Genomic DNA, 25,412 nt, shown 5'->3' on the forward strand with positions numbered 1-25,412 from the left:
CATGGACGTTGATTCACCGCTGTTGCCGGGGTGCTCTGTCGCGGGCATTCAGGTCGTTGAGCTGGACAGCAGTGATGAGCAGGAGCTGCAGCGGTTTTTCGAGCGGGCGCCGGATTACTTCATTGCGGTCAACGGCGAGCCGGCCACTGCGACCGAAGCGCATGAAGAATTGCAGGGACAGTTGCCCGCAGGGTGGGCATGCAGCCGGATGTATTGGCTGGGTTACCGCGATGTGGAAAACCGGCTGGTCGCGGTGGTGAACATCGCGGCGGACTTGCTGGCCGTTGGCGTGTGGCATATCGGGCTGTTGCTGGTGGATGCACGCTTGCATGGCACTGGGCTGGCGCAGCAACTGCATGGGGATCTTGAAGTCTGGGCGGTTCGCAATGGCGCTCACTGGTTGCGGTTGACAGTGGTCATCGGCAACGCCAAGGCGGAGCGCTTCTGGCCAAAGCTTGGCTATGTGCAGGTACGCACCCGCGAGGGGATCACCCTGGGCCGCCAGGTGAACCGGGTATCGATTCAGGTCAAGGCGCTGACAGGTGGGCAGGTGGGTGATTACTTGGCGTTGGTTCAGCGGGATCAAGTGGATGCGCCTTCCTGAACCCATCCTGAAGAATTTTCTTATTCCCCATGCGGACACTTTCCTACGGTTTACTCTCCCATCATCGGGGCGTAAGCTTCGCGCGTTTTCATCAATAGCGGAGACCCTCAGTGGGTACTTGTTCGAGTGACAGTAGTCGGCCGGTTTCGGTAACCGGCACAGGCTTGGCAAGGTAACGCGCATTTTTCCGATGCCGTTGTCTCGCCACTAAAAGCGAGAAGCGGCATCCCGGCAGCGGCCAGTCCTGGCACCTGCCCGAATCCCTCTCATCGACGCTGACCAGCACCCGGTTCACCTCGGGATGCTACGGACGCGCCTGCCTTTTGCGGCAGGCGGGCCACGCTGGCTGTGCCTATAAAACGGGCGCGGTGCAGACGGCGGTACCTGCACGACGGTTTCTTCCTCGCGCAGGAGTAACACCATGAACTTGACTCTGTTGAAAGAGTTCTTTGCCGGCTTCCTGCGGACCCGGCACATCGCCCGGCATTTCCGCCGCCTGGCGATGCTCGATAGCGTGACCGACGCCAGCGTCAGCCGCGAAGTGCCGCCGACACTGGCGCAAACCCTGGTGGTTTCGGCCAACAGCAGTGCGGTGCAGTTGCTCGGCACGCTGGGCAGCCACTCTGAGGGTTTGAATACCCAGGAAGCTGACGCTCTGCGCGTGCAATACGGCCTCAACGAAGTCGAGCACGAACAGCCGCTGCCAGGGTGGGTGCACCTGTGGCACTGCTACAAAAACCCGTTCAACCTGTTGCTGACCTTGCTGGCGGTGATCTCCTGGCTGACCGAAGACATGAAGGCCGCCACGGTGATTTTCTCCATGGTGGTGCTGTCGACGCTGCTGCGTTTCTGGCAGGAGGCCAAGTCCAACAAGGCCGCCGATGCGCTGAAAGCCATGGTGAGCAACACCGCCACGGTGCTACGCCGCGATGAAGCCAAGCGCATCGAATTGCCGATCAAGCAATTGGTGCCGGGCGACCTGATCGTGCTGTCGGCCGGGGACATGATCCCTGCCGATTGCCGAGTACTCAGCGCCAAGGACCTGTTCGTCAGCCAGGCGGCGATGACCGGTGAGTCGATGCCGGTGGAGAAGTTCGCCCAGCAGCAGGACACCAAGACCCGCAACCCGCTGGACTTGGAGAACATCCTGTTCATGGGCACCAACGTGGTGTCCGGGGCGGCGACGGCGGTGATCCTGACCACCGGCAACAGCACCTATTTCGGTGCCTTGGCCCAGCGTGTGACCGCGACTGACCGTGCGACCACCTCGTTCCAGCACGGCGTCAACAAGGTCAGCTGGTTGCTGATCCGCTTCATGTTTGTGATGGCGCCATTGGTGCTGTTCATCAACGGTTTCACCAAGGGCGACTGGACCGAAGCACTGCTGTTCGCGCTGTCGATTGCCGTGGGCCTGACCCCGGAAATGCTGCCGATGATCGTCACGTCCACCCTGGCCAAGGGAGCGGTGTTTCTGTCGCGCAAAAAAGTCATCGTCAAGCGCCTGGATGCGATCCAGAACTTCGGCGCCATGGATGTGCTGTGCACCGACAAGACCGGCACCCTGACCCAGGACAAGATTTTCCTGGCGCGCCATGTGGACGTGTGGGGTGAAGAGTCCGACGACGTGCTGGAAATGGCCTACCTCAACAGCTACTACCAGACGGGCCTGAAAAACTTGCTGGACGTGGCGGTGCTGGAGCATGTGGAGGTGCATCGCGAGCTGAAAGTCGGCACGGCGTTCCAGAAGGTCGATGAGATCCCGTTCGATTTCAATCGTCGCCGCATGTCTGTCGTGGTCGCTGAGCAAGGCCAGCCGCACCTGTTGATCTGCAAGGGCGCGGTGGAAGAGATTTTGTCGGTGTGCAACAACGTGCGCCATGGCGACGTCAATGAAGCGTTGACCGAAGACCTGCTGGCGCGCATCCGCCAGGTCACTGCCGCGTTCAACGAAGAAGGCCTGCGCGTGGTCGCCGTGGCCGCGCAGCCGATGGCACCGGGTCGCGACACCTATAGCCTGGCGGATGAGAACAACCTCACGCTGATCGGCTACGTCGCCTTCCTCGACCCCCCCAAGGAAAGCACCGCGCCTGCGCTCAAGGCGCTCAAAGCCCACGGCGTTGCAGTGAAAGTGCTGACCGGTGATAACGAGTTGGTCACTGCCAAGATCTGCCGCGAAGTGGGCCTGGAGCAACAGGGCCTGCTGATGGGCAACGACATCGAGGCCATGACCGACGCCGAACTGGCCAAGGCCGTGGAAACCACCAATGTGTTCGCCAAGCTGACCCCGAGCCATAAGGAACGCATCGTGCGCTTGCTCAAGGCCAATGGGCATGTGGTGGGTTTCATGGGCGATGGCATCAACGATGCCCCGGCGCTGCGTACTGCTGATATCGGCATTTCGGTGGACAGCGCGGTGGATATCGCCAAGGAAGCCGCCGACATCATCCTGCTGGAAAAGAGCCTGATGATTCTGGAGGAGGGCGTGCTGGAAGGCCGGCGCACCTTCGCCAACATGCTCAAGTACATCAAGATGACTGCCAGCTCCAACTTCGGCAACGTGTTTTCGGTGCTGGTGGCCAGTGCGTTCATCCCGTTTTTGCCGATGTTGCCGATGCATCTGCTGGTGCAGAACCTGCTGTATGACATTTCGCAGATCGCGATACCGTTCGATAACGTCGACGCGCAAATGCTCAGCAAACCTCAACGCTGGCAGCCGGGAGATGTCGGCCGTTTCATGCTGTTTTTCGGGCCGATCAGCTCGATCTTTGACATCACCACGTTCGCACTCATGTGGTATGTCTTCGACGCCAATACCCCCGACCACCAGACCCTGTTCCAGTCCGGCTGGTTTGTGGTGGGGCTGCTGACCCAGACGCTGATCGTGCACATGATCCGCACCCCGAAAATTCCGTTCCTGCAAAGCCGTGCCGCGATGCCGTTGATGGTGATGACCGGCGTGATCATGGCGGTGGGCATTTTCCTGCCGATGGGGCCGCTGGCGCATTACTTCAAGTTGCAGGCGCTGCCGTCGCTGTACTTCGTATTCCTGCCGGTGATCCTGCTGGCGTACATGGCGCTGACCCAGGCGGTGAAGGGCTACTACATCCGTAAGTTTGGCTGGCAATAAGCAGGGAGGATGTCCTATGCAAGCAATCAACAACATCAACCTCGAATCCCTGGTCGACACCCTGGTCAGCCTCACTGCGGCCTTTGTCCTCGGCGGCTTGATCGGCTTCGAGCGTCAGTACCGCCAGCGCACGGCGGGCCTGCGTACCAACGTGCTGGTGGCGGTGGGCGCGGCGATCTTCGTCGACATGGCCAGCCGGCTCGGTGGCGCGGAAGGCGCGGTGCGGGTGGTGGCCTACGTGGTCTCGGGCATCGGTTTTCTCGGTGCCGGTGTCATCATGCGGGAGGAGGGCAACGTGCGTGGGCTCAACACGGCGGCCACCCTCTGGGCATCGGCGGCAGTGGGGGCCTGCGCGGGTGCCGACCTGGTCCTCGAAGCGCTGCTGGGCACGCTGTTTGTGCTGGCCGCCAACACCTTGCTGCGCCCGATCGTCAACAACATCAACCGTCAACCATTGGACGTGGTATCGGCAGAGGTCACCAACATCCTGTATGTGATCGCCCGGCGTACCCAGCAGAAAGCCGTGCTGGCCTTGCTGGAAGCAGAGCTGGCACGTTGCAACTACCCGGCCAGCGACGTGGACGTGCGCCCCTTCGGCACGGAAGAAGTGGAGATCGAAGCGACCCTGGCCGTCACGTCGGTGGACGGTGACGAACTGGATGCGCTGGTAGCGCGAATCTCGATGTCGACCCTGGTGGTGCAGGCATTCTGGAGCCCGAGTACCACCGAGTAGTTCCCGGCCGTCAGGCGTTATCCCGTGCAAAGCGGACTAAGCTACTGCGAGGAAAAGTCCTACAATCAATCGAGATTATCCCTTCATTTGATAAGCCGCGCCGTTGTTAAGGTTGCGCCCTTGCGCCTCAGGAACCAAGGCGCAGCTCAACGTATTGACCGTGATTTATCAAAAGGAGGGGTCTTTACTACCTGTAGTGTCATGCAGAGTTATCAGCACCGTTTGTCGGAACTGTTACTTTTCACAGGTAGATAGGTCCCGTGTGATATGTAAGCGTACTGATCCCTCGGGGAGTCTTATGAGCAAAGCTTTAATTGTGGATGATCACCCTTTTATCCGCGCCACCGTGAAGTACCTGTTGAAGCAAGAAGGCTTCGATGAAATCTATGAAGCGGGCAATGGTGCCGATGCCATGCAGCTGGCGCGTGAGCGGCGCCCGGATCTGATCATTCTCGACCTGGCCATGCCCAAGCTTGGCGGATTGGAGGTGATCAGCCGGATCAAGGCGCTGGAACTGCCTTGCAAGATCCTGGTGCTGACCTCCTATCTGGCCGTGTTCTTCTCCACCCGCTGCATGCGCGCCGGGGCCATGGGCTTTGTGGCCAAGACGGGTGAACTGGACGAGTTGCAAAAGGCGATCAGGGCGATCCGGTCCGGCTACAGCTGCTTCCCCAGCGTGGCCACCAGTTCAGTGCGCCGTGACGATTTGCAGACCACTGAGCAAGAGCTGGTCAATTCGCTGTCGGACCGCGAAGTGACGGTGCTGCAAAGACTGGCCACAGGCCTGACGAATAAGGAAATCGCCGAGGATATGCTGTTGAGCCACAAAACCATCAGCACCTACAAGACGCGACTCAAGGAGAAGCTGCGCATGTCTTCGGTGGTGCACCTGTCCAAGTTCGCCCAGCGCAATCATCTGATCTGAAATGACGACCACCCGGCTGTTGAGATTCACGGCCATCCTGCTGATCGGGTTGTTTTCCCCTGCAGCGATGGCCCTGGATGAGCCGCACACCCTACAGCTCCTTGGCCACGCGACCCTTGAAAACCCAGGGCTGGAGCTCGATGAGAGCGACTGGCGCTGGTTACGCCAGCGACGCACATTGGTGATGGGGGTGTCGGCGCCGGACTACGCACCTTTTGACTTGAGCAATAACAAGGATTTTGAAGGTATCACCGCTGACTACGCGTGGCTGATCAGCCTCATCTTAAGCGTGCCTATCGAAGTTCGACGCTATGACACCCGCGATGAGGTGATCGAGGCACTCAAGCTGGGCCAAGTGGATTTAGTAGGATCGGCCAATGGTTACGAAGCCGCCGACAAGGGCCTGGTGCTGTCCCGTTCCTACGCCAATGATCAACCCGTGCTGATAACCCGCGCGGGTGACAGTCATTTACTGAGCGCCGACCTGGCCGGCAAACGCGTGGCGATGCTCTACCACTACATGCAACCCGACGCTGTCCAGGCCTATTACCCCAAGGCGCAACTGCTGTTGTATGGCTCGACCCACCAAGCCATCGGCTCCGTGGCGTTTGGTCAGGCGGATGTGTACCTCGGCGACATTATCAGTGCCCGTTATCTGATCAAAAAGAACCACCTCAATAATATCCGTATGGCCGATTTTTCCGGGCTGGAGGTCAATCCGTTCGGGTTTGCTTTCACTGCGGATAACATCCGCCTGCTGAATATCATCAACGCAGCGCTGGCCGTGATCCCCGCCAGTCAGCAAATGAGCATCCTGCGCCGTTGGAGCGCCGCAGACAGTGGGGTTCTGGAGGCAGACCGACTGCGCTTGAGCGACAGTGAGCAGCGCTGGCTGGAGAAGCACCCGCGGGTAAAGGTCGCGGTGCTCGACAAGTTCATGCCGCTGTCATTTTTAGATGAGCGGGGGCAGTTCGTGGGGCTGAGCGACGAGGTATTGTCGCGGATCAGCTTGCGCACGGGCTTGAAGTTCGAGATGGTCCACGGCAATTCGTTAACTCGGCAAATTGATGAGGTCAGCAGCGGGCAAGCGGACATGCTCGCGGTCATCACCCCCAGCGTCGAGCGTGCCGAAAAGGTCCGCTTTACCCGACCTTATCTGTCCAATCCTTACGTGTTGGTGGCGCGTGCCAGTGATGAACGGCTGCTCACCCTGGAAGACATGCCCGGTAAACGCCTGGCGTTCATTGGTGGCAACAGCCTCGGTGCACAGATAGCACGCGACTATCCAGGTATCCAGTTTGTCGACGTCGGGAACCCTGAGGCCGCCATGGACCTGGTCGCGAAGGGGAGTGTCGATGCAACTATTGTGTCGTTGATCAGCGCACGCTACATGATTGCGCGCAATTATCGAGACCGTCTGCGTATCACCAGCACGATCGGCACGGAACCGGCGCGCATTGCCTTTGGCGTCAACCGCAGCCAACTGGAGCTGTATTCGATTCTCGAGAAGGCGTTGTTGAGTATCACACCTGAGGAAATGGACGAACTGAGCAACCGTTGGCGCAGTGAGATCATCATTGATGACAGCTACTGGAGCAGCCATCGCAATGTGATCATCCAGGGGTTTGGCCTGGCTGCGTTGCTGCTGCTGGTGACCCTGGGCTGGGTGCTCTACCTGCGCAACTTGATCCACAAGCGCGCCCAGGCGGAACAGGCCTTGAGCGACCAGATGCGGTTCATGAGCGTGCTGATCGACGGCACTCCCCATCCGATCTACGTGCGCGATCGCCAGGGCCGGTTGATGGCCTGCAACAACGCTTACCTGGATGTGTTTGGCTTCAAGTTGGAGGACGTGATCGGCAAGACCGTGGTGCAAACCGACACCGGCAACCCGCCGCAGGCTCAGTCGTTCCATGCCGATTACTTGAGCCTGATGGAGCGCGGCGAGCCGCAGATCCAGGATCGCGTGCTCAAGGTGCCGGGTGGCGGTGTGCTGACTATTTACCAGTGGATGCTGCCGTACCGTGACAGCAACGGCGCCGTCGTGGGCATGATTGCCGGTTGGGTGGATGTCAGCGAACGTCAGCGCCTGCTTGGCCAACTGCAGGAAGCCAAGGAGGAAGCGGACGCCGCCAACCGTGCCAAAACGACGTTCCTGGCGACCATGAGCCATGAGATCCGCACACCCATGAATGCGGTGATCGGCATGATCGAATTGGCCCAGAAAAACGCCGAGCAGGGCCGTGTCGATCAGGATGCGTTGGAGGTGGCTTCGATGGCATCCCGGAGCATGCTGGAGTTGATCGGCGATATCCTGGATATTGCGCGCATTGAAACCGGTCACCTGTCCCTGAGCCTGGAACAGGCCAATCTCCATGAGTTGTTGGCGTCCGTAGCGCGGGTGTTCGAAGGGCTGGCGCGGGACAAGGGGCTGCTGCTGCAAGTCGAGCTCGACCCGATGATCGACCGGGCTGTGCTGATCGACCCTTTGCGTTTCAAGCAAGTGGTGTCCAACCTGCTGGGCAACGCTATCAAGTTTACCGCCACCGGGCAGGTGCGCCTGGGGGCCCAGAGCACACCGACATTGGCCGGTGATCACTTGAGCCTCAGGTTGTGTGTGGAGGATACGGGGATTGGCATCAGTGCCGAAGATCAGCAGCGCTTGTTCAGCCCCTTTATCCAAGGCAGCAACAACGACCAGTCGGCGCGCAGCGGTTCTGGCCTGGGGTTGGTGATCAGCCGCAACCTGTGCGAAATGATGGGCGGCCAATTGCATTTGAGCAGTGTGTTGGGCAAGGGGACGAGGGTGGACCTGACGTTGACGCTGGCCACGGCCACGGCCACACCGGTTTACGCACCTGCGCCTCCCGCGCCTGCGACTCACGCGTTGAACCTCCTGGTGGTTGACGACTACCCGGCCAACCGTCTGTTGTTAGCTCGGCAACTGAGCTTCCTGGGGCATCGCATCGTCACGGCCGAAGACGGCGCCGAGGGTTTTGCGCTCTGGCAGGACGGGCAGTTTGATGGCGTGATCACTGATAGCAACATGCCGATCATGGATGGCTATACATTGGCACGTGATATCCGTGCCCAAGAGCGCCAGCGTGGGCTGGTGCCATGCCTGTTGCTGGGGTTCACCGCCAACGCCCAGCCCGAGGAGACCGAGCGCTGCCGGCAGGCGGGCATGGACGGCTGTCTCTTCAAACCGACCGGCCTCGATGATCTGCGCACGGCATTGGCATCGCGCACCGCGGCGCCGGAGGAGAAAGAGGTCGTGCCGGTATGTGACTTGAGTACGCTGGTCGCCCTGACAGGGGGCGATACTGCTGGGCTCAACGAGTTGCTGGCGCCATTGCTCGACAGCCTGGCAGAGGACCGCTTGGTGCTATCGACGCTGAGAGCACGCACGGATTTCGGCAAGTTGCATGACCTGGCCCATCGCGTCAAAGGTGGGGCTCGTATGGTCAAGTCGCAGGCGCTGGTCGCTTGTTGTGAAACGCTGGAGGACGTGTGTGAAAGGAGGGACCGTGATGCGTTGGCGGCTACGGTTGACGCGATTGGCCATGCCATGGATCGCTTGCATCACAGCTTGAGCACGTGCATCAAGCAGTCTTGACCCAGGTGGCTAGCCATTCGGTGGATTTGGGAGAACTCCTACGTTGGACGGGAATAAGCCTGATTTTGTCCTCGGGATATGTCTGGAAAATGGGCCTCGCTCACTGACGAGCGCTGCATGCCCAGGGTTCCGCCATGCCAAACAAAGCATTGACCATACTGATTGCCGATGAACAACACCTGCAACGCCTGCATATCGAAAAAATGCTCAACCGGTTGGGGTACTTCCGAATCGTACCGGTGGAAACCCTTGAAGAGGTCCTGTTGCTCACCGCCATCCCGGCCCGGCCGTTTGATGTGCTGATCATCAATTCGGGGCTGACGGCCCACGCTTGCGGGCCTCAACCTCAGGCACACCATGTGCTGGTCTACGATTATCTGGACCTGAGCGCCCGCACCGCTGATGCAACCCCGGCGGTGCTGATGCGGCTGCCCGGCATGCCTGATAACGTCAACCTCGAACACTTCATGGACATCATCGACCCACCCGCAGCCACCACCGGCCTGCGCGTGCTGCCGTGGCTGCGGGAGTTATCCCGTGCGCCCGTGGCCGGTGTTTAATCCCACTTTGGCGCGATACCCTTGGGGCTGGTCAGGCGATGGCCGCGTTCCAGTTCGGCAATCTGTGCCATATCGGCAGCGCTCAAGGTCAGTTGCAGGGCCTTGAGGTTGCTTTCCAGGTTGGCGCGCTTGGTCGATGATGGGATCACGGCGTAGCCCAATTGCATGGCCCAGGCCAGTGTCACTTGCGCCGGGGTCGCCTGATGGCGCTCGGCGATTTGCTGGATCACCGGGTCCTTGAGCACCTCGCCGTAGGCCAGGGTCATGTAGGACGTGACCTGAATGCCGTTGGCGGTGGCGAAATCCACGACCTTGCGGTTTTGCAGGTAGGGGTGCAGTTCGACCTGGTTGGTGGCGATGTTTTCGGCCCCGACGGCTGCAATCGCCTGTTTCATCAAGTCGACGGTGAAGTTGGAAATGCCGATCTGGCGGGTCAGGCCCAGGTGCTTGGCTTCCAGCAATTGGCCCATGAATTCGGCGACAGGTACCTGGTTTTCCGGTGAGGGCCAGTGGATCAGTGTCAAGTCCAGATAGTCGGTCTTAAGTTTGCTCAGGCTTTCACGCAGGCTTGGAATCAGCTGGCCTTCGGCGAAGTTGGCGATCCAGATCTTGCTGGTGATAAACAGCTCGTCACGCGGGACGCCACTGTTGGCAATCGCCTGGCCGACGTCGGCTTCGTTCTCGTAGATCTGCGCGGTATCGATCACGCGGTACCCCAGTTCCAGGCCGGTGCTCACGGAATCGATCACCACCTGGCCTTGCAGGCGGAATGTGCCAAGGCCGAAGGCTGGGACGTTTTGCGTTGGGATAGACATCGGTAACTCCTGAAGGGGTGTGAACAATGGCGTCGAGTATCCGCCCGTTGTTCCTTCGGAAAAACCGCCGAATCCGAAAAGGACTCTTTACCGCAAATCACGAATAGCAGCGCCGTGAACAGCTCGCGGCGTGCTATCGATTGGTCGCGCATTGCCGCATGAGCGACCTGAGCTGCGGACGCTGGATCAGGTGTCGCCGGGTTATCGCGACTGATGTAGAGTCGTGCTGCCGTCTCAATCGTAGGAATTCGCCGCATGACCCAGGAATCCCGTTTTTCCCGGATGGACCCGGAAGTGCGCAAGGCCAATCTGGTCCAGGCCACGCTCACGTGCCTCAAGCGTGATGGTTTTCAGGGGGCGTCGATTCGCAAGATCAGTGCCGAGGCCGGGGTGTCGGTGGGATTGATCAGCCATCACTATTCGGGCAAGGACGAACTGGTGGCCGAGGCCTACCGCACCATCACCGATCAGGTCATGAGCCTGCTGCGCGCGACCATGGCCAAGGCGCCGCCTAACCCCCGGGAGCGCCTGTCGGCATTGTTCCGCGGCTCATTTTCCGCCGAATTGCTCGACCCGCACTTGCTGGACGCCTGGCTGGTTTTCTGGGGCGCGGTCAAGACAGCGCCGGCGATCAACCTGGCTCACGAACACTCCTATGGCGAGTACCGCACCATCATGCGTTCGGCCCTGACCGACATGGCCAGGGAGGAGGGCTGGAAGCACTTCGACGCCGATCTGGCCGCCATCGGACTGAGCGCGCTGCTCGATGGGTTGTGGCTGGAGTCGGGGCTCAACCCTGGCACGTTCACGCCGGAGCAGGGCATCCAGATCTGCGAAGCCTGGGTCGATGGCCTGCAGGCCGGTGGGCGCCAGCGTTATCAGCTCAAACCCTGAGCCTTCTCCAGCCGCCTGGACGCACGGTTCAGGCCGGCCGTTTACCCCTCCTGAAAATATTTGCTGATTGCCGATTGCCTTCTTACTGAACACTTGTTTAGTATCGTTTCGTGTCGCACCCCTCAAGCCAACTAAAATAATTCGAGGAAGCCATGACTATTGATTCGCCCGTGCTCACTCAGGTGCAAGCTGGCGTTGCCTGGATCACCCTCAACCGTGGCCCGCAGCGCAATGCCTTGGACATTCCCACCCTCAAGCACCTGCACGCCTTGCTCGATACCTTCAACACCGACCCCGCTGTGCGTGTGGTGGTATTGACCGGCAACGGTCGCAGCTTCTGCGCCGGTGCCGACCTGGCTGAGTGGGCCGCCGCCGAAGCCCGTGGCGCCCTCGAAACTTATGGCTGGACCGACACTGCCCACGCCTTGATGACGCGCCTGCACACCCTCGACAAACCCACGATTGCCGCAATCAACGGCACCGCTGTCGGCGCGGGTATGGACCTGACCCTGTGCTGCGACCTGCGCGTCGCCGCCCAATCGGCGCGCTTCAAGGCCGGTTACACCAGCATGGCCTACTCGCCGGATGCCGGTGCCAGTTGGCACTTGCCGCGCCTGATCGGCAGCGAGCAAGCCAAGCGGCTGCTGTTCCTTGACGAGCTATGGAGCGCCGACCGAGCCCTGGCTGCGGGCCTGGTCGGTGAAGTGGTCACGGATGATCACCTGCACGCCCATACCAACGCACTCGCCACACGCCTGGCCAACGGCCCGACCTTTGCCTTCGCCCAGACCAAGACCCTGATCCGTGACGGCGCCGAGCGCAGCCTGCCCGCGCAACTGCAGGCCGAACTGGCCGCTGGGCTGTTGTGCGGACGCAGCGCCGACGGTACCGAAGCCTTGCGCGCCTCCCTGGAAAAACGCCTTCCGATTTTCAGCGGCAAATAACAACAACACCTCCGAACAGGTAGCGCCATGAATTTCCAACTCAGCCAAGAACAAGACATGTTGGTGGACGCGGTACGCAGTTTTGTTGCCAAGGAATTGTTGCCCCATGAAGAGGCGGTGGACCGTGCCGACGCGGTCTCGCCCGAGCTGGCTGCGCAGATTCGCGACAAGGCCATTGCTGCCGGTTTCTATGCCTTCAACATGCCGGAAGAGGTGGGGGGCGGCGGCCTGGATTACCTGTCCCAGGCCCTGATCGAACGGGAGCTGTCCAAAGTCTCGTGGGCGTTGCATGTGTTTGTCGCGCGGCCGTCCAAGATCCTGATGGCGTGCACCGGCTCACAGATTGGCGACTACCTGTTGCCCTGTGTGCAAGGCAAGAAAGTCGACTGTTTTGCCTTGACCGAACCCGGCGCCGGTTCCGATGCCAACGCCATCAAGACCCGCGCCGTGCGCAGTGGCGATGACTTCGTAATCAATGGCAGCAAGCACTTTATCAGCCATGCCGGGCACGCCGATTTTGCCATCGTGTTCGCGGTCACCGATACCTACGAACACAATGGCCGGCAGCGCAACGCCGTGACCTCGTTCCTGGTCGATCGTGGCACCCCCGGCATGACCATCCGCCGTGGCCCCAAGTGCGTAAGCAACCGGGGTTATCACACCTATGAAATGTTCTTCGATGATTGCCGCGTCCCGGCTTCCAAGGTGCTGGGCGAAGTGGGCAAAGGCTGGGAGGTGGCCAATGCCTGGCTCACGGCCGGCCGTGTGATGGTGGCCGCCAACTGCGTCGGCCAGGCCCAGCGCGCCCTGGATGTGTCGTTGCAATGGGCGGCGGACCGCAAGCAGTTCGGCCAGCCGATCGGCACCTACCAAGGCGTGAGCTTCAAGCTGGCCGACATGGCCACACAGATCCGGGCCGCTGAACTGCTGACCCTGCACACTGCCTGGAAGATGGATCAGGGCAGCATGACCGATGGCGAGGCCGGCATGGCCAAGCTGTTCGCCAGTGAAACCCTGGGCAAGGTCGCCGATGAGGCGGTGCAGATTTTTGGCGGTATGGGCTTGATGGATGAAGGGCCGGTTGAACGTATCTGGCGTAACGCACGGATCGAGCGGATCTGGGAAGGCACTTCGGAAATCCAGCGCCATATCATCGCCCGTGAACTGTTGCGGCCGCTGTTGCGCTGATCGGCGAGGAGAGCGTATGTCCCAGGCTATTCGCGACAATCTCAAACGCCTGCTGGCGCCCCGGCACCTGGCTTTCGTTGGTGGACGCAGCATGGCGCGTGCGCTCAAGCGCTGTGCCGACGGCGGATTTACCGGGCCGATGTGGTTGGTCAACCCGCAGCATGACAGCCTTGATGGCATCCCCTGCGTGCGCCGCGTGACCGATTTACCGTGCGGGCCGGATGCGGTGTTTATCGCCACCAATCGCGAGTTGACGCTGACCTGTGTGGCTGAGCTGGCCGCTATCGGCACGGGTGGTGCCATATGCTACGCCTCCGGTTTTGCCGAGACGGGGGCCGGCGGTGCAGCTCTGCAGCAGCAACTTCTGAAGGCTGCGGGCGATATGGCCTTGCTTGGCCCCAACTGCTACGGCCTGCTTGACTACCTGCACTGCTCGGCGCTGTGGCCGGTGGCCCATGGCGGCAAGTCGGTAGAGAAGGGCGTGGCGGTGCTCACCCAGAGCGGCAACTTCGCCTACAACCTTTCGATGAGCGACCGTTCGCTGCCAGTGGCCTACATGGCCTCGGTCGGTAATCAGGCGCAACTGGGCGTTGCCGAGCTGATGGACGTGTTGCTCGATGAGCCGCGCGTCACCGCCATCGGCCTGCATTTGGAAGGCTTGAAGAATGTGCCGGGGTTTGCCCGAGCAGCGCACAAGGCGTTGGAGAAAGGCATTCCGATCATTGCGCTGAAAACCGGCGTGTCGCAGATCGGTGCGGAACTGGCCTTGAGTCACACCAGTTCGCTGTCGGGCTCCGACGCGCTGTACGACAGCTTGTTTGCGCGCCTGGGCGTGATCCGCGTCAGCGGCCCCGTGAGTTTTGTCGAAACCCTGAAGGCCGCCGCGTGCGGCAATCTTCCGGAGGGGAATCGCTTGATTGCACTGGCCTGTTCTGGTGGCGATGCGGGGCTGATTGCCGACTACGCCGAACGCAATCACCTGGCCTTGCCGACACTGGACGACGACCAACGTGCTGAACTGGCCCAGGTGCTGCCCAGTTACGCCAACCTGGTCAATCCGCTGGATTTCACCACCGCCATCTGGGGCGACCGTGATGCCCTCGACGCGATGCTCGACACCGTGCTGCGAACCGCCGCCGACGCCGCCATGCTGGTGCTGGATTACCCGGCCGAATTCACGGGTGAGCGCAAGGAGTGCGACCTGTTGCTGGAGCTGTTCTGCGCCGCGCTCGGTCGCCATGGCAAGACCGGGTTCGTCACTTCGGCACTTCCCGAACTGTTGCCGCCCCATGCCCGCGAGCGCCTGCATGCTCAGGGAATTGCTGCGCTGCAAGGCGTAGAGGATGCATTGGCCGCTTGGGGGCGGATTGCCGACTACCCGCGCAACCGCCGCGTGTTGCTGGAGCGAGGAGAATCGATCCTCGAACCGTTGTGCCCAAAAGCCCTGGATGACAGAGGCGAGGCCTTGGACGAATGGGCCTCCAAGCAAGCCTTGCGTGCATTCGGCCTTACGACACCGGCCGGCGTATTGAGTACGCCGGGCAGGGCGGTCAGCGATGCAGAAATGCTGGGCTATCCCCTGGTGCTCAAGGCGGTCAGCGCGCAGTTGCCGCATAAAACCGAGGCCGGTGCCGTGGTGCTGAACCTGCAAAACGGCAGGGCCCTGACCGCTGCACTTGAGCAGATGCGCGCGCACATCTCGGCTTATGCACCGCATGTCGTCTTCGATCAATTGCTGCTGGAGTCGATGGCTACACCGCCGTTGGCGGAGTTGATCGTGGGCATCAAACGCGAAAACGACTTTGGCCTGGCCCTGGTCATCGGCGCCGGCGGCATCCTGGTGGAGTTGCTCAAGGACAGCCGCAGCCTGTTGTTGCCGACCACCGACAGTGCCATCCGCAACGCCTTGCTCAGCCTGCGCAGCGCAGCATTGCTGCAAGGTTTTCGCGGGCGTGAAGTGGCGGATCTGGACGCCCTGGTGACGGCCATTCGTGCCGTGGCCGACTACGCCTGCGCCAATGCCGGGCAGTTGCTGGAGCTGGATGTGAACCCATTGTTGGTCAATGCCCAGGGCGCCACGGCGGTCGATGCGTTGATCCGTCTAGGAGATGAACATGTACGATAAAGCGATGACCGGTGGCCAGGCCCTGGTGCGACTGCTGGCCAACTATGGCGTCGACACGGTATTCGGCATTCCCGGTGTGCACACCCTGGAGCTGTATCGCGGCCTGCCCGGTAGCGGCATTCGCCATGTGCTGACGCGCCATGAGCAAGGTGCCGGCTTTATGGCTGATGGCTACGCGCGGGTCAGCGGCAAGCCGGGGGTGTGTTTTGTGATCACCGGCCCCGGCGTGACCAATGCCGCCACCGCTATTGGCCAGGCCTATGCCGATTCGATTCCGATGCTGGTGATTTCCAGCGTCAACAGCACCGTCAGCCTCGGCAAGGGCTGGGGCATCCTGCATGAGACCCAGGACCAGCGCGCGATCACGGCGCCGATCACCGCGTTTTCGGCGGTCGCTCTGAGCGCTGAGGACTTGCCTGAACTGGTCGCCCGTGCCTACGCCATCTTCGACAGCGAGCGACCCCGCCCGGTGCATATCTCGGTGCCGCTGGACGTGTTGGCCGCGCCAATCCAGCGCGATTGGAGCAACGAGGTCGTACGCCGGCCAGATCGCGGTTTGCCGCCGGCCAAAGCCCTGGATCAGGGCGCGGCCAAACTCGCGGCAGCCAAACGCCCAATGATCATCGCCGGAGGCGGTGCGTTGGCGGCTGGCGAGGCATTGCAGCGCTTGAGCACGCAGTTGGCGGCGCCGTTCTTCACCAGCGTGGCCGGTAAGGGTTTACTGCCTGTCAATGACCCGCTGAATGCCGGTTCCACCCTCTGCGTCGAACCCGGGTGGCAACTGATCAGTGAGGCGGATGTGGTGCTGGCGGTGGGCACGGAAATGGCCGATACCGACTATTGGTGTGAGCGTTTGCCTCTCGGCGGCGAGCTACTGCGGGTGGATATCGACGCGCGCAAGTTCAATGATTTCTACCCCTGTGCCGTGGCGCTTAAAGGCGATGCGCAGCAGACCGTGCTGGCCTTGCTGGAACGCCTGCCGACCACCGCGCGCAACGCTGAAGCCGCCATCTCGACAGTGGCGGCGTTGCTGCACGCGATCGAATCGGGGCACGGCCCGTTGCAGTCCATCCACCAAGCCATTCTCGACCGTATTGAAGCCGAATTGCCGGCCAATGCGTTCATCAGCAGTGACATGACCCAGTTGGCCTACACCGGCAATTACGCCTACCGCAGCCGTGCGCCGCGCAGCTGGTTGCATCCTACCGGCTACGGCACCCTGGGCTACGGCCTGCCTGCCGGCATCGGCGCCAAGTTTGGCGCGCCACAACGGCCGGGCCTGGTGTTGGTAGGCGACGGTGGTTTCCTCTATACCGCCCAGGAATTGGCCACCGCCGTGGAAGAACTGGACAGCCCGTTGGTGGTGCTGTTGTGGAACAACGACGCCCTTGGCCAGATTCGTGACGACATGCTGAGCCTCGATATCGCGCCCATCGGCGTGCTGCCCCGCAACCCGGATTTCGCGCTGTTCGCTCAGGCGTTCGGCTGCACCGTGAACCAGCCCCGCAACCTGGATGAATTGCAGACGGACCTGCGCAACGCTTTCAAACGCAATGGCGTGACCTTGATCGAGTTGAAACATGCCTGTGCCTGTTGACCTTTGGAGAGACAAGATCAGGGGGGGGACCCCGACTGGCTCGATCATCTGCTGGCCCAACGGGCGGCGCACACTGTTTGAGGACATCCCATGAAGGTTTTGATTGTTCACGCCCATCCTGAACCGCAGTCATTCACCGCGGCCTTGCGCGATCGGGCGGTCGCCACGCTGGAGGGCCTGGGGCATGCGGTAAAGGTCAGCGATTTGTACGCCATGCGGTGGAACCCGGTGGCGTCGGCGGCGGACTTTTCCTCGCGGGAAAATCCGGATTACCTGGTATACGCCCTGGAGCAGCGCCTGGGGGTGAAGAAGCAGTCAATCGCCGCAGATATCCAGGGCGAGTTGGACAAGCTGCTGTGGGCTGACCTGTTGATCCTCAACTTTCCGATCTTCTGGTTCTCGGCGCCGGCGATGCTCAAGGGCTGGATCGACCGGGTGCTGGTGTCGGGGGTGTGTTACGGCGGCAAGCGCTTTTATGATCAGGGCGGGCTGGCGGGTAAACGGGCGATGATCACGGTGACCCTGGGCGGGCGCGAGCATATGTTCGGTGAGGGCGCGATTCATGGGCCGCTGGAGGATATGCTGCGGCCGATTCTGCGCGGGACGTTGGCGTATGTGGGCTATGACGTGCTGGCCCCGTTTGTGGCGTGGCATGTGCCGTACATCAGCGCTGAAGCGCGGCAGGATTTCCTGGTGGCGTATGAGCAGCGGTTGCAAGGGCTGGCGGATGAACAGCCCTTGGAGTTTCCGAAGCTGGCGCAGTTCGATGAGGCGCTATACCCCCTATCCTGAGCGGATTACCGTTTAAATGTCAGTCGGTCTTGCGTTGTTCCCGCAACCTTTCGGCCGCACTGCGCAACAACTGCTCGGTGCCATTCCAGCCCAGGCAACCATCGGTCACCGATACGCCGTATTTCATCGACGCGCTCAGCGGCTGGCAGCCTTCGAACAGATGGCTTTCGAGCATCATGCCGATCAGCGAGGTGTCGCCCCGCAGGCGCTGGTCCAGCACCTCGTTGAACACCGCCGGTTGGCGCAACGGGTCCTTGCCGCTATTGGCGTGACTGCAATCGACCATGATGCGCGCCGCCACCTTGGACTTGGCCAGATCGTGCTTCACCTGTGCCACGCTTTGCGCATCGTAGTTCGGCCCACGGTGACCTCCGCGCAGCACCAAGTGAGTGTCAGGGTTGCCTGGGGTCTGGATGATCGCCGGGTGGCCCTGGCTGTCGACGCCGAAGTGACGGTGCGGGTGGGACGCCGAGCGCATCGCGTCACAGGCAATTGCGACGCCACCGTCGGTGCCGTTCTTGAAACCCACGGGCATGCCCAGGCCGCTGGCCATCTCGCGGTGGATCTGCGATTCAGTGGTGCGCGCGCCAATCGCGACCCAGCTGAGCAGGTCATCGAAGTAGCCGGCGGCCATGGGTTGCAGCAGCTCCGTGGCGACCGGCAAGCCCAGGCGCAGCATTTCACGCATCAACTGGCGGGACAGCGTGAGGCCGGCGGCCATGTCATCGCTGCCGTCCAGGTGTGGGTCGTAGGCCAGGCCTTTCCAACCAATAGTGGTGCGCGGTTTTTCGACGTAGGCGCGAATCACCAGCAGCATCTGGTCGCTGACTTCGAGCGCGAGCTTCTTTAGGTTGCGCGCGTATTCCATGGCCGACTCAGGGTCGTGGATCGAGCACGGGCCGACAATCACCAGCAAACGCGAATCTTCGCCATTGAGGATGGCGCGCACGGCGTGGCGATGGGCGTGGACTTGTTCGGTGAGGAACGGGCTGAGGGGCAGTTGGTGCTTGAGCTCAAGGGAGCTGGGCAGGCGCTGGGTCAGGGCTTCATTGGCGCTGGTCAGTGCAGAAATCGGCAGAGCGGCGGTGGCGGAGTTCATATTCAAGGCTTCCTGGGCAAGCGGCGGGCTGTTCCCGCGCGCTCTGCCCTACTGGGGTGTTCGACAATTGGCCGTATTGGCTACGTGTGTTGGCTTGCCACCAAGAGGTGACCGATCGGAGGCGGCAGGCTGTCCCGAGCGGAGCTGGCTAAATCGCCATGCGGTGGAGGTGTCGTAGCGGTAATAGGTGGCGTAGTTCATGTCGTGTGTCCTTTAAGTGTTCTGCGAAATTAATAGAGGCCTGAAAAAACAAAACCCCCGGTCGGGGAGCCGACCGGGGGTTTAGATTTCTCTGGTAGGCGACCCCTTGAGTAGTGGGCGCCGATTTCAGGTATCAGGCGCGCCAGTGGCTAAACCAATACCCAAAATAAAAGCTTACTGCTGCGCTCGAACCGTTCACACGGGTAGCCGATACCGCGCGCGGGGCGCTGGTAGCAGGGCAGACCTGAGTGTGGGTGAGTTGCAACATGGTGTGTCTCCAAATGATTGGCAGAGCTTACTTGACGCACACCGGTAGTTTCAATCAGAAATTTCTATTGTCATGGGCTACTTACGACTATGGGGTGAGTGCCGATATGCTGTGGACACTCTAATTGGGATGGATACGGACAGATGGCATTTCACTTACGCGCAGCCACGGACCTTGACCTGCCGTTCGCACGCACCCTGACCTTTGAGGCTATGAGCCATTACTACCGGCAATACGGGCTGATGTGGTCCAACGATGGTTTTGACGTCGCCTGGGCTGGCCGTGAAAACTGGCTGATCTGCAATGACGACGGGGTGATGGGCTTTGTCAGCCTGAGCCGCGACAGCCGCGCGCTCTACATCCGAGAGCTGCATATGCTCGAAACGTGTCGCAGATTGGGTGCGGGCAGTTGGGTGCTGGAGCAGATGGCGCTCAAGGCGCAGGCGTTGGGTTTGTTGCGTTTGACGGTATTCAAGACCAACCCGGCCAGGCGGCTCTATCAGCGTAGGGGGTTGAGCATTGTCGGTGAGGAGGACTGCTTCTGGCGTATGGAGCGTGTCTGCCCATCCCGCTAAATCATGCAGTCAATCCTAATAGGCGCATACTGGCTTCTGGAGACGACTTCCTGATCGTTGTTTTGGCCATCTGCCTTAATAAAGGATGATTCCTTCTTTCATGCCCAAAAGGACCGCTACCTTATGGGCTTCTCCACGCCGTCCCTTTTTGCGCCCAGCGAGCACTTGATAGGTGGTTGCCGGATTGGCTTATGCAGCATTACGGATTCCGGGCGTAGTTTAAAGCCGTTCAAGTTCGTTTAATAAAGAGATGAGCGTGTCACCTCTTGAGGTGTGCCAAATAGGAGCATGCATTCAAATGAGTGGAATCGGTTCGCGTTTGAGGCAAGAAAGAGAGCGACTTGGCCTGTCGCAAAAAGTCTTTGGTGAAATAGGCGGCGTTGAAGCCAACGCACAAGGCAAATACGAAAGTGGAGGGCGCGTGCCCAAGGCCGACTACTTGTCGCATGTTGCCGAGAGAGGCGTGGATGTGTTGTACGTGCTGACCGGCGTGATTACGCCGATTCAACTGAAAAACCTCAGCCAGATTGAAGAAAAGGTACTGGGTGACTACCGCGTAATGTTCAAGGAAGACCAGGCTGCTATACGCCGCTTGACGGCAACCCTGGCCGAGCACTCCATTTTGCAGAGTAGAAAAATCAAGCCGCAGCCCCGGAATTCCTGACCTATTGACCAGCAAATAGAGCCGTTCGCCACTCGGTGGATGGCTACTGTGTGTTCAAACTCTATATATATGACGCTTGCAGCTAGGTCTGCGCCTTGGTTTTTTGCTAAGGTGTTCAGCAACCTATAAGACCATATCGCGAGGTGTCTGCTTGATTAGGGTGCTAGTAGTCGATGACCATGATCTCGTTCGTACAGGCATTACACGAATGCTGGCTGACATCGATGGCCTGCAAGTAGTCGGCCAGGCCGAGTCCGGGGAAGAGTCCCTGATCAAGGCCCGGGAGTTGAAACCCGATGTGGTGCTGATGGACGTCAAGATGCCTGGTATCGGCGGTCTTGGCGCCACGACCAAATTGTTGCGCAGCCATCCGGACATCAAAGTCGTGGTGGTAACTGTGTGTGAAGAAGACCCGTTCCCGACGCGCTTGTTGCAGGCGGGAGCGGCGGGTTACCTGACCAAGGGCGCGGGCTTGGCGGAGATGGTGCAAGCCATTCGCCTGGTGTTTGCCGGCCAGCGCTACATAAGCCCGCAGATTGCCCAGCAATTGGCGATCAAATCCTTCCAACCCGTCAGCGACTCACCGTTCGATGTGCTGTCGGAGCGGGAAATCCAGATCGCGTTGATGATCGTCGGTTGCCAGAAGGTGCAGACCATCTCCGATAAATTGTGCCTATCGCCCAAAACCGTCAACACCTACCGCTATCGCATTTTCGAGAAGCTCGCCATCAGCAGTGATGTTGAATTGACCCTGCTCGCGGTGCGCCACGGCATGGTGGACGCCAGCGCCTGACATGAGCACACCGTTTGATCCAAGTGCCTTTCTCTCAACCTGCAGTGGCCGCCCCGGCGTGTACCGCATGTTCGACAGCGAGGCGCGCCTGCTGTATGTCGGCAAAGCCAAGAACCTGAAGAACCGCCTGGCGAGCTACTTTCGCAAGAGCGGTCTCGCGCCGAAAACCGCCGCGCTGGTGGCGCGCATCGCCCAGGTCGAAACCACCATCACCGCGAATGAAACCGAGGCGCTGCTGCTTGAGCAGACGTTGATCAAGGAGTGGCGCCCGCCCTACAACATCCTGCTGCGCGACGATAAATCCTACCCCTACGTGTTTTTATCCGACGGCAACTTCCCACGGCTGAGCATTCACCGTGGCGCGAAGAAGCAGAAGGGCAAGTATTTCGGCCCGTACCCGAGTGCCGGCGCGATCCGTGAGAGCCTGAGCCTGCTGCAAAAGACCTTTTTTGTGCGCCAGTGCGAAGACAGTTTCTACAAGAACCGCACCCGGCCGTGCCTGCAGTATCAGATCAAGCGCTGCAAGGCGCCTTGCGTGGGCTTGGTCGAGCCGGCCGAGTACGCCGAGGATGTGCGCCACTCGGTGATGTTTCTGGAAGGGCGGAGCAATGCCCTCACCGATGAACTGTCCGGTGCCATGGAGCAGGCCGCCAGCACCCTGGACTTCGAGCGCGCCGCCGAGCTACGTGACCAGATCTCACTGCTACGCCGCGTCCAGGACCAGCAGAGCATGGAGGGCGGCACCGGCGACGTCGATGTGATCGCGGCCTTCGTCAACCCAGGCGGCGCCTGCGTGCACCTCATCAGCGTGCGGGGTGGTCGGGTACTGGGCAGCAAGAACTTTTTCCCACAGACCGGTATCGACGAGGACGTGGCCGAAGTCATGGCGGCCTTCCTTGGGCAGTACTACGTCAGCAGCCCCGAGCGCGATTTGCCGTCGGAGCTGATCGTCAACGTGGTGCATGAAGACTTCCCCACGCTGATCGAGGCGATCCACGAACTGCGCGGCCGTGAGCTGGACATCAGCCACCGCGTGCGTGGCACCCGCGCGCGCTGGCAGCAACTGGCGGTGACCAACGCCGAACAGGCCCTGAGTGCGCGTCTGGCCAATCGACAGCACGTCGCCGCACGCTTCGATGCCCTGGCCGAAGTCCTCAACCTGGACGAACCGCCGCAGCGCCTGGAGTGCTACGACATCAGTCACTCCAGCGGCGAGGCCACCGTGGCGTCGTGCGTGGTGTTTGGTCCGGAAGGGCCGATCAAATCCGATTACCGGCGCTACAACATCGAAGGCGTCACTGCCGGCGATGACTACGCGGCCATGCACCAGGCCCTGACCCGGCGTTTCAGCAAGCTTAAGGACGGCGAGGGCAAACTCCCGGATATCCTGCTGGTGGACGGTGGCAAGGGCCAGTTGTCGATGGCGCGTGACGTGCTCAACGAACTGGCAGTGCCCGACCTGATCCTGCTCGGCGTGGCCAAGGGCGCCACGCGCAAAGCCGGTTTCGAGACGTTGTACTTGAATGATGCCGCCCATGAGTTCACCTTGAAGGGCGACTCACCTGCGCTGCACCTGATTCAACAGATCCGTGACGAAGCCCACCGTTTCGCCATTACCGGTCACCGCGCCCGGCGTGGCAAAACCCGGCGAACCTCAACCCTGGAAGGGGTGGCGGGCGTCGGGCCGACACGGCGACGCGACTTGCTTAAACATTTTGGTGGCTTGCAAGAGCTATCCCGTGCCAGCATTGACGAAATAGCCAAAGCACCCGGTATCAGTAAAAAGCTCGCTGAGTTGATTTATGCGAATCTGCATAGCGAATAGAATGCCTTTCCACCTCGTAGCCAGTTGTGCCGATGAATATCCCTAATCTGATCACCGTTCTACGCGTCCTGCTTATTCCGATTTTCATTCTGTTGTTCTATTTGCCGTACGAATGGAGCTATGCGGCCTCCAGTTCCGTGTTCGCCTTCGCGGCCGCCACCGACTGGCTCGACGGTTATCTGGCCCGGCGCCTGGAGCAGAGCACGCCGTTTGGCGCGTTCCTGGACCCGGTGGCTGACAAGCTCATGGTGGCCGTCGCCCTGGTGTTGCTGGTGCAAGAACACGGCAACCTGTGGCTGACCCTGCCTGCCGCCGTGATCATCGGCCGTGAGATCGTCGTTTCCGCCTTGCGCGAATGGATGGCTGAAATCGGCGCTCGCGCCCACGTGGCCGTTTCCAACATGGGCAAATGGAAAACTGCTGCGCAGATGCTTGCGCTGGTCATCCTGCTAGCCAACCCGTCGCACTTCACCTTCTGGGTCCTGCTGGGCTACGCCTTGCTGCTCGTCGCGGCCGGCCTGACCCTGTGGTCCATGCTCCAGTATTTGCGTGCTGCCTGGCCACATCTGCGCACCACTGTTGAAAAGAAATAAAACTTTTTTGAATCAAAGGGTTGACCGCTTCTGATAATTCTATAGAATGCGCATCACCAAGACGCGGGAATAGCTCAGTTGGTAGAGCACGACCTTGCCAAGGTCGGGGTCGCGAGTTCGAGTCTCGTTTCCCGCTCCAAACACAAAGAAAAAGCCACTCAATAGAGTGGCTTTTTTTTGCCTGTAATTTGGCTTTTCTACAGGGACCTTCAGCTCGCGCCTGGTGTTGGGCTCCGTGCTTAAACCTCCTGGTATCCAGCGACAGTGATTTCACTCGACTGGCGTCGCGTCTCCGGGAGGGGCGGCACACGGTTTATGGGCTCGGCGAAGCGAAAACCCCACCGCCGTTCGTGCCGGCCTGCGACAAGTATCATTTATACCGAGTTGCTCCGCGAACACGCGTCCGCCTTGAGCACCAGCGATACACGGGCCGTGGTGCTTTCGGTAAACGTCAAGCCGACCCCGTCGACTTGATCAGTGGCATAATGATTTCACGTGTTTCTCAGTGGACGCATGGATGCCATGTTCAAGACGCTTACTTTTCTACTGCTGTTGATCTCTATCACGGGCTGCCAGAGCCTGACCCGACCCGCCGACTACAACGCTCCACTCGTTGGCCTTCGCTGTATGTGGATCGCCGGCCAGAAGCCGTTTGAGCGAGATAATCTGCGGTATATCGAACGCTACGCGGGTTATGGAAATGCCACGTGCAAGGCCATGCTGGGCAAGTTGTATCAGGAAGGCGGCTACGGCGTCGATCAAGACTTCGGCCAGGCCCATGCGCTATTCGTCGAGGCCGCCCAGCTTGACCCGACTGTGAATGTGCTCTTGGGGCAGATGGCCGAGCGCGGTGAGGGTGAGCCGGTGGACTATGTCAAGGCTCGTGAGTTTTACCGCCTCTCGGGCAAGAACGCCGTGTTGCAACTGGGGCGACTCATGGAGGAGGGCAAGGGTGGCCCGCAGGATTTGCCGGGTGCGCTGGCGCTGTATCTGGATGCGGTCGAACGCTGCCGCGATGACGCCTGGGAGGCGATGAACCGTCTGCGTAGAGCAGGGCAGCCGCTCAATGAAAGCCAGGCCCAGCGTTATCAGCAACTGTGGATGAAAGGTTTCGTCAGTTTGCAGACGCGACGTCTGGCGGTAGGGGAAGTATTCGAGGCCGTCAATGCCTCGGGTGCAGCCAAGACCGTGACGTTGGCGTATCGCTTCAAGTCGGACAGTGGCCTGCCCCAGGTGACGATGGTCAAGGGCTCGGGCGATGCCAATGTGGATCAGTGGATCATGAAGGCCGCGGCGCGAATCACCATGGGCGACTCGGCGCCATTGACTGACAGCTCGGGTGAGATGGAGATCAAATCACCCTTGGTTTTTCCTCCTCAAGACACGCCACGCACGTCACACCTGAATTGGATCTGCGGCAGGAAACCCTGTGCTTGATTGCGTCTTCGCTATCGTTTGAGGGTACGTAATGTCT

At 60.5% G+C, this 25,412-nt stretch carries 20 protein-coding genes, 1 tRNA gene and 2 pseudogenes; 20 read left to right on the plus strand and 3 right to left on the minus strand.

Annotated features, from left to right (window positions below; all coding sequences use genetic code 11):
• Window position 1 precedes the first annotated feature (1 nt).
• The 6 genes from AC4PS7_RS12605 to AC4PS7_RS12630 all read left to right on the plus strand — a co-directional run bounded on the left by AC4PS7_RS12605 (window position 2) and on the right by AC4PS7_RS12630 (window position 9,565).
• Window positions 2-604 carry a GNAT family N-acetyltransferase gene (locus AC4PS7_RS12605; RefSeq protein ID WP_042571496.1) on the plus strand — a complete coding sequence of 201 codons (603 nt, stop codon included), beginning with the start codon at window positions 2-4 and terminating at the stop codon, window positions 602-604.
• 421 nt (window positions 605-1,025) lie between these two features.
• Window positions 1,026-3,731: a magnesium-translocating P-type ATPase gene (gene mgtA / locus AC4PS7_RS12610; protein WP_010211292.1), complete on the plus strand. Its 2,706-nt coding sequence runs from the start codon at window positions 1,026-1,028 to the stop codon at window positions 3,729-3,731.
• Between the two features lie 16 nt (window positions 3,732-3,747).
• Window positions 3,748-4,464, plus strand: a complete 717-nt coding sequence (locus tag AC4PS7_RS12615) for an MgtC/SapB family protein (RefSeq protein ID WP_010211291.1) — start codon at window positions 3,748-3,750, stop codon at window positions 4,462-4,464.
• A 298-nt stretch (window positions 4,465-4,762) separates the two neighbouring features.
• Window positions 4,763-5,389 (plus strand): response regulator transcription factor, encoded by a 627-nt coding sequence (locus tag AC4PS7_RS12620; RefSeq protein ID WP_010211290.1) that lies wholly within the window; start codon window positions 4,763-4,765, stop codon window positions 5,387-5,389.
• 1 nt (window position 5,390) lies between these two features.
• Window positions 5,391-9,005 carry a transporter substrate-binding domain-containing protein gene (locus AC4PS7_RS12625; protein WP_010211289.1) on the plus strand — a complete coding sequence of 1,205 codons (3,615 nt, stop codon included), beginning with the start codon at window positions 5,391-5,393 and terminating at the stop codon, window positions 9,003-9,005.
• 134 nt (window positions 9,006-9,139) lie between these two features.
• A complete protein-coding gene (locus AC4PS7_RS12630; RefSeq protein WP_010211288.1) occupies window positions 9,140-9,565 on the plus strand; it encodes a hypothetical protein in 426 nt (141 codons plus the stop codon).
• Here AC4PS7_RS12630 and dkgB read toward each other — a convergent pair.
• A complete protein-coding gene (dkgB, locus tag AC4PS7_RS12635) occupies window positions 9,562-10,380 on the minus strand; it encodes a 2,5-didehydrogluconate reductase DkgB (protein WP_021493368.1) in 819 nt (272 codons plus the stop codon). The genes AC4PS7_RS12630 and dkgB overlap by 4 nt on opposite strands.
• A gap of 255 nt (window positions 10,381-10,635) precedes the next feature.
• Between dkgB and AC4PS7_RS12640 the strand changes: the two genes are divergently transcribed.
• The 6 genes from AC4PS7_RS12640 (at window position 10,636) to AC4PS7_RS12665 (ending at window position 17,920) form a co-directional block, all read left to right on the plus strand.
• A complete protein-coding gene (locus tag AC4PS7_RS12640) occupies window positions 10,636-11,274 on the plus strand; it encodes a TetR family transcriptional regulator C-terminal domain-containing protein (RefSeq protein WP_010211286.1) in 639 nt (212 codons plus the stop codon).
• 152 nt (window positions 11,275-11,426) lie between these two features.
• On the plus strand, window positions 11,427-12,218 hold the full coding sequence (locus AC4PS7_RS12645; protein WP_010211285.1) for an enoyl-CoA hydratase/isomerase family protein: 792 nt from the start codon (window positions 11,427-11,429) through the stop codon (window positions 12,216-12,218).
• Window positions 12,219-12,245: 27 nt separating this feature from the next.
• On the plus strand, window positions 12,246-13,406 hold the full coding sequence (locus AC4PS7_RS12650) for an acyl-CoA dehydrogenase family protein (RefSeq protein ID WP_010211284.1): 1,161 nt from the start codon (window positions 12,246-12,248) through the stop codon (window positions 13,404-13,406).
• Between the two features lie 16 nt (window positions 13,407-13,422).
• Window positions 13,423-15,531, plus strand: coding sequence for an acetate--CoA ligase family protein (locus AC4PS7_RS12655; RefSeq protein ID WP_010211283.1), 2,109 nt, complete (start codon window positions 13,423-13,425; stop codon window positions 15,529-15,531).
• Window positions 15,521-17,128, plus strand: coding sequence for a 5-guanidino-2-oxopentanoate decarboxylase (locus AC4PS7_RS12660; RefSeq protein ID WP_010211282.1), 1,608 nt, complete (start codon window positions 15,521-15,523; stop codon window positions 17,126-17,128). Before AC4PS7_RS12655 ends, AC4PS7_RS12660 begins: the two co-directional genes overlap by 11 nt.
• Window positions 17,129-17,218: 90 nt before the next feature.
• Entirely contained in the window at window positions 17,219-17,920 is a 702-nt protein-coding gene (locus AC4PS7_RS12665; RefSeq protein WP_047542769.1) for an NAD(P)H-dependent oxidoreductase, read from the plus strand.
• 19 nt (window positions 17,921-17,939) lie between these two features.
• On the opposite strand, the gene AC4PS7_RS12670 is transcribed toward AC4PS7_RS12665, so the two are convergent.
• The gene (locus AC4PS7_RS12670; RefSeq protein WP_047542766.1) at window positions 17,940-19,019 is read right to left on the minus strand and encodes a 3-deoxy-7-phosphoheptulonate synthase; all 1,080 of its coding nucleotides are present in this window, start codon (window positions 19,017-19,019) and stop codon (window positions 17,940-17,942) included.
• A gap of 612 nt (window positions 19,020-19,631) precedes the next feature.
• Here AC4PS7_RS12670 and AC4PS7_RS12675 point away from each other — a divergent pair.
• The gene (locus tag AC4PS7_RS12675) at window positions 19,632-20,063 is read left to right on the plus strand and encodes a GNAT family N-acetyltransferase (RefSeq protein WP_010211279.1); all 432 of its coding nucleotides are present in this window, start codon (window positions 19,632-19,634) and stop codon (window positions 20,061-20,063) included.
• On the opposite strand, the pseudogene AC4PS7_RS12680 reads toward AC4PS7_RS12675, so the two are convergent.
• Window positions 20,060-20,249, minus strand: a pseudogene (locus AC4PS7_RS12680) (helix-turn-helix domain-containing protein); the annotation flags it as partial. The gene AC4PS7_RS12675 and the pseudogene AC4PS7_RS12680 overlap by 4 nt on opposite strands.
• A 112-nt stretch (window positions 20,250-20,361) precedes the next feature.
• Between AC4PS7_RS12680 and AC4PS7_RS12685 the strand changes: the two are divergent.
• From AC4PS7_RS12685 to AC4PS7_RS12715, 7 genes and pseudogenes are all read left to right on the plus strand, one after another.
• Window positions 20,362-20,727 (plus strand): helix-turn-helix domain-containing protein, encoded by a 366-nt coding sequence (locus AC4PS7_RS12685; RefSeq protein WP_492179451.1) that lies wholly within the window; start codon window positions 20,362-20,364, stop codon window positions 20,725-20,727.
• 151 nt (window positions 20,728-20,878) lie between these two features.
• On the plus strand, window positions 20,879-21,520 hold the full coding sequence (gene gacA, locus AC4PS7_RS12690) for a response regulator transcription factor GacA (RefSeq protein WP_010211277.1): 642 nt from the start codon (window positions 20,879-20,881) through the stop codon (window positions 21,518-21,520).
• A 1-nt stretch (window position 21,521) separates the two neighbouring features.
• The gene (gene uvrC / locus AC4PS7_RS12695) at window positions 21,522-23,345 is read left to right on the plus strand and encodes an excinuclease ABC subunit UvrC (RefSeq protein WP_010211276.1); all 1,824 of its coding nucleotides are present in this window, start codon (window positions 21,522-21,524) and stop codon (window positions 23,343-23,345) included.
• A 32-nt stretch (window positions 23,346-23,377) separates the two neighbouring features.
• The gene (pgsA, locus tag AC4PS7_RS12700) at window positions 23,378-23,938 is read left to right on the plus strand and encodes a CDP-diacylglycerol--glycerol-3-phosphate 3-phosphatidyltransferase (RefSeq protein ID WP_010211263.1); all 561 of its coding nucleotides are present in this window, start codon (window positions 23,378-23,380) and stop codon (window positions 23,936-23,938) included.
• 63 nt (window positions 23,939-24,001) lie between these two features.
• Window positions 24,002-24,077, plus strand: a tRNA-Gly gene (locus tag AC4PS7_RS12705).
• Window positions 24,078-24,126: 49 nt separating this feature from the next.
• Window positions 24,127-24,300 (plus strand): annotated as a pseudogene (locus AC4PS7_RS12710) (NYN domain-containing protein); the annotation flags it as partial.
• Window positions 24,301-24,460: 160 nt separating this feature from the next.
• Complete coding sequence (locus AC4PS7_RS12715) at window positions 24,461-25,375, plus strand: tetratricopeptide repeat protein (RefSeq protein ID WP_231621425.1); 915 nt, start codon at window positions 24,461-24,463, stop codon at window positions 25,373-25,375.
• Window positions 25,376-25,412: the final 37 nt, after the last annotated feature.

This window comes from Pseudomonas sp. DW-iso3 (assembly GCF_058725305.1).

Excerpts from the sequence above, each read along its gene's own strand:
- AC4PS7_RS12605 (WP_042571496.1), top strand. The coding sequence starts at position 2 with ATGGACGTTGATTCACCGCTGTTGCCGGGGTGCTCTGTCGCGGGCATT.
- mgtA (WP_010211292.1), top strand. The coding sequence starts at position 1,026 with ATGAACTTGACTCTGTTGAAAGAGTTCTTTGCCGGCTTCCTGCGGACC.
- AC4PS7_RS12615 (WP_010211291.1), top strand. The coding sequence starts at position 3,748 with ATGCAAGCAATCAACAACATCAACCTCGAATCCCTGGTCGACACCCTG.
- AC4PS7_RS12620 (WP_010211290.1), top strand. The coding sequence starts at position 4,763 with ATGAGCAAAGCTTTAATTGTGGATGATCACCCTTTTATCCGCGCCACC.
- AC4PS7_RS12625 (WP_010211289.1), top strand. The coding sequence starts at position 5,391 with ATGACGACCACCCGGCTGTTGAGATTCACGGCCATCCTGCTGATCGGG.
- AC4PS7_RS12630 (WP_010211288.1), top strand. The coding sequence starts at position 9,140 with ATGCCAAACAAAGCATTGACCATACTGATTGCCGATGAACAACACCTG.
- dkgB (WP_021493368.1), bottom strand. The coding sequence starts at position 10,380 with ATGTCTATCCCAACGCAAAACGTCCCAGCCTTCGGCCTTGGCACATTC.
- AC4PS7_RS12640 (WP_010211286.1), top strand. The coding sequence starts at position 10,636 with ATGACCCAGGAATCCCGTTTTTCCCGGATGGACCCGGAAGTGCGCAAG.
- AC4PS7_RS12645 (WP_010211285.1), top strand. The coding sequence starts at position 11,427 with ATGACTATTGATTCGCCCGTGCTCACTCAGGTGCAAGCTGGCGTTGCC.
- AC4PS7_RS12650 (WP_010211284.1), top strand. The coding sequence starts at position 12,246 with ATGAATTTCCAACTCAGCCAAGAACAAGACATGTTGGTGGACGCGGTA.
- AC4PS7_RS12655 (WP_010211283.1), top strand. The coding sequence starts at position 13,423 with ATGTCCCAGGCTATTCGCGACAATCTCAAACGCCTGCTGGCGCCCCGG.
- AC4PS7_RS12660 (WP_010211282.1), top strand. The coding sequence starts at position 15,521 with ATGTACGATAAAGCGATGACCGGTGGCCAGGCCCTGGTGCGACTGCTG.
- AC4PS7_RS12665 (WP_047542769.1), top strand. The coding sequence starts at position 17,219 with ATGAAGGTTTTGATTGTTCACGCCCATCCTGAACCGCAGTCATTCACC.
- AC4PS7_RS12670 (WP_047542766.1), bottom strand. The coding sequence starts at position 19,019 with ATGAACTCCGCCACCGCCGCTCTGCCGATTTCTGCACTGACCAGCGCC.
- AC4PS7_RS12675 (WP_010211279.1), top strand. The coding sequence starts at position 19,632 with ATGGCATTTCACTTACGCGCAGCCACGGACCTTGACCTGCCGTTCGCA.
- AC4PS7_RS12685 (WP_492179451.1), top strand. The coding sequence starts at position 20,362 with ATGAGTGGAATCGGTTCGCGTTTGAGGCAAGAAAGAGAGCGACTTGGC.
- uvrC (WP_010211276.1), top strand. The coding sequence starts at position 21,522 with ATGAGCACACCGTTTGATCCAAGTGCCTTTCTCTCAACCTGCAGTGGC.
- pgsA (WP_010211263.1), top strand. The coding sequence starts at position 23,378 with ATGAATATCCCTAATCTGATCACCGTTCTACGCGTCCTGCTTATTCCG.
- AC4PS7_RS12715 (WP_231621425.1), top strand. The coding sequence starts at position 24,461 with ATGTTCAAGACGCTTACTTTTCTACTGCTGTTGATCTCTATCACGGGC.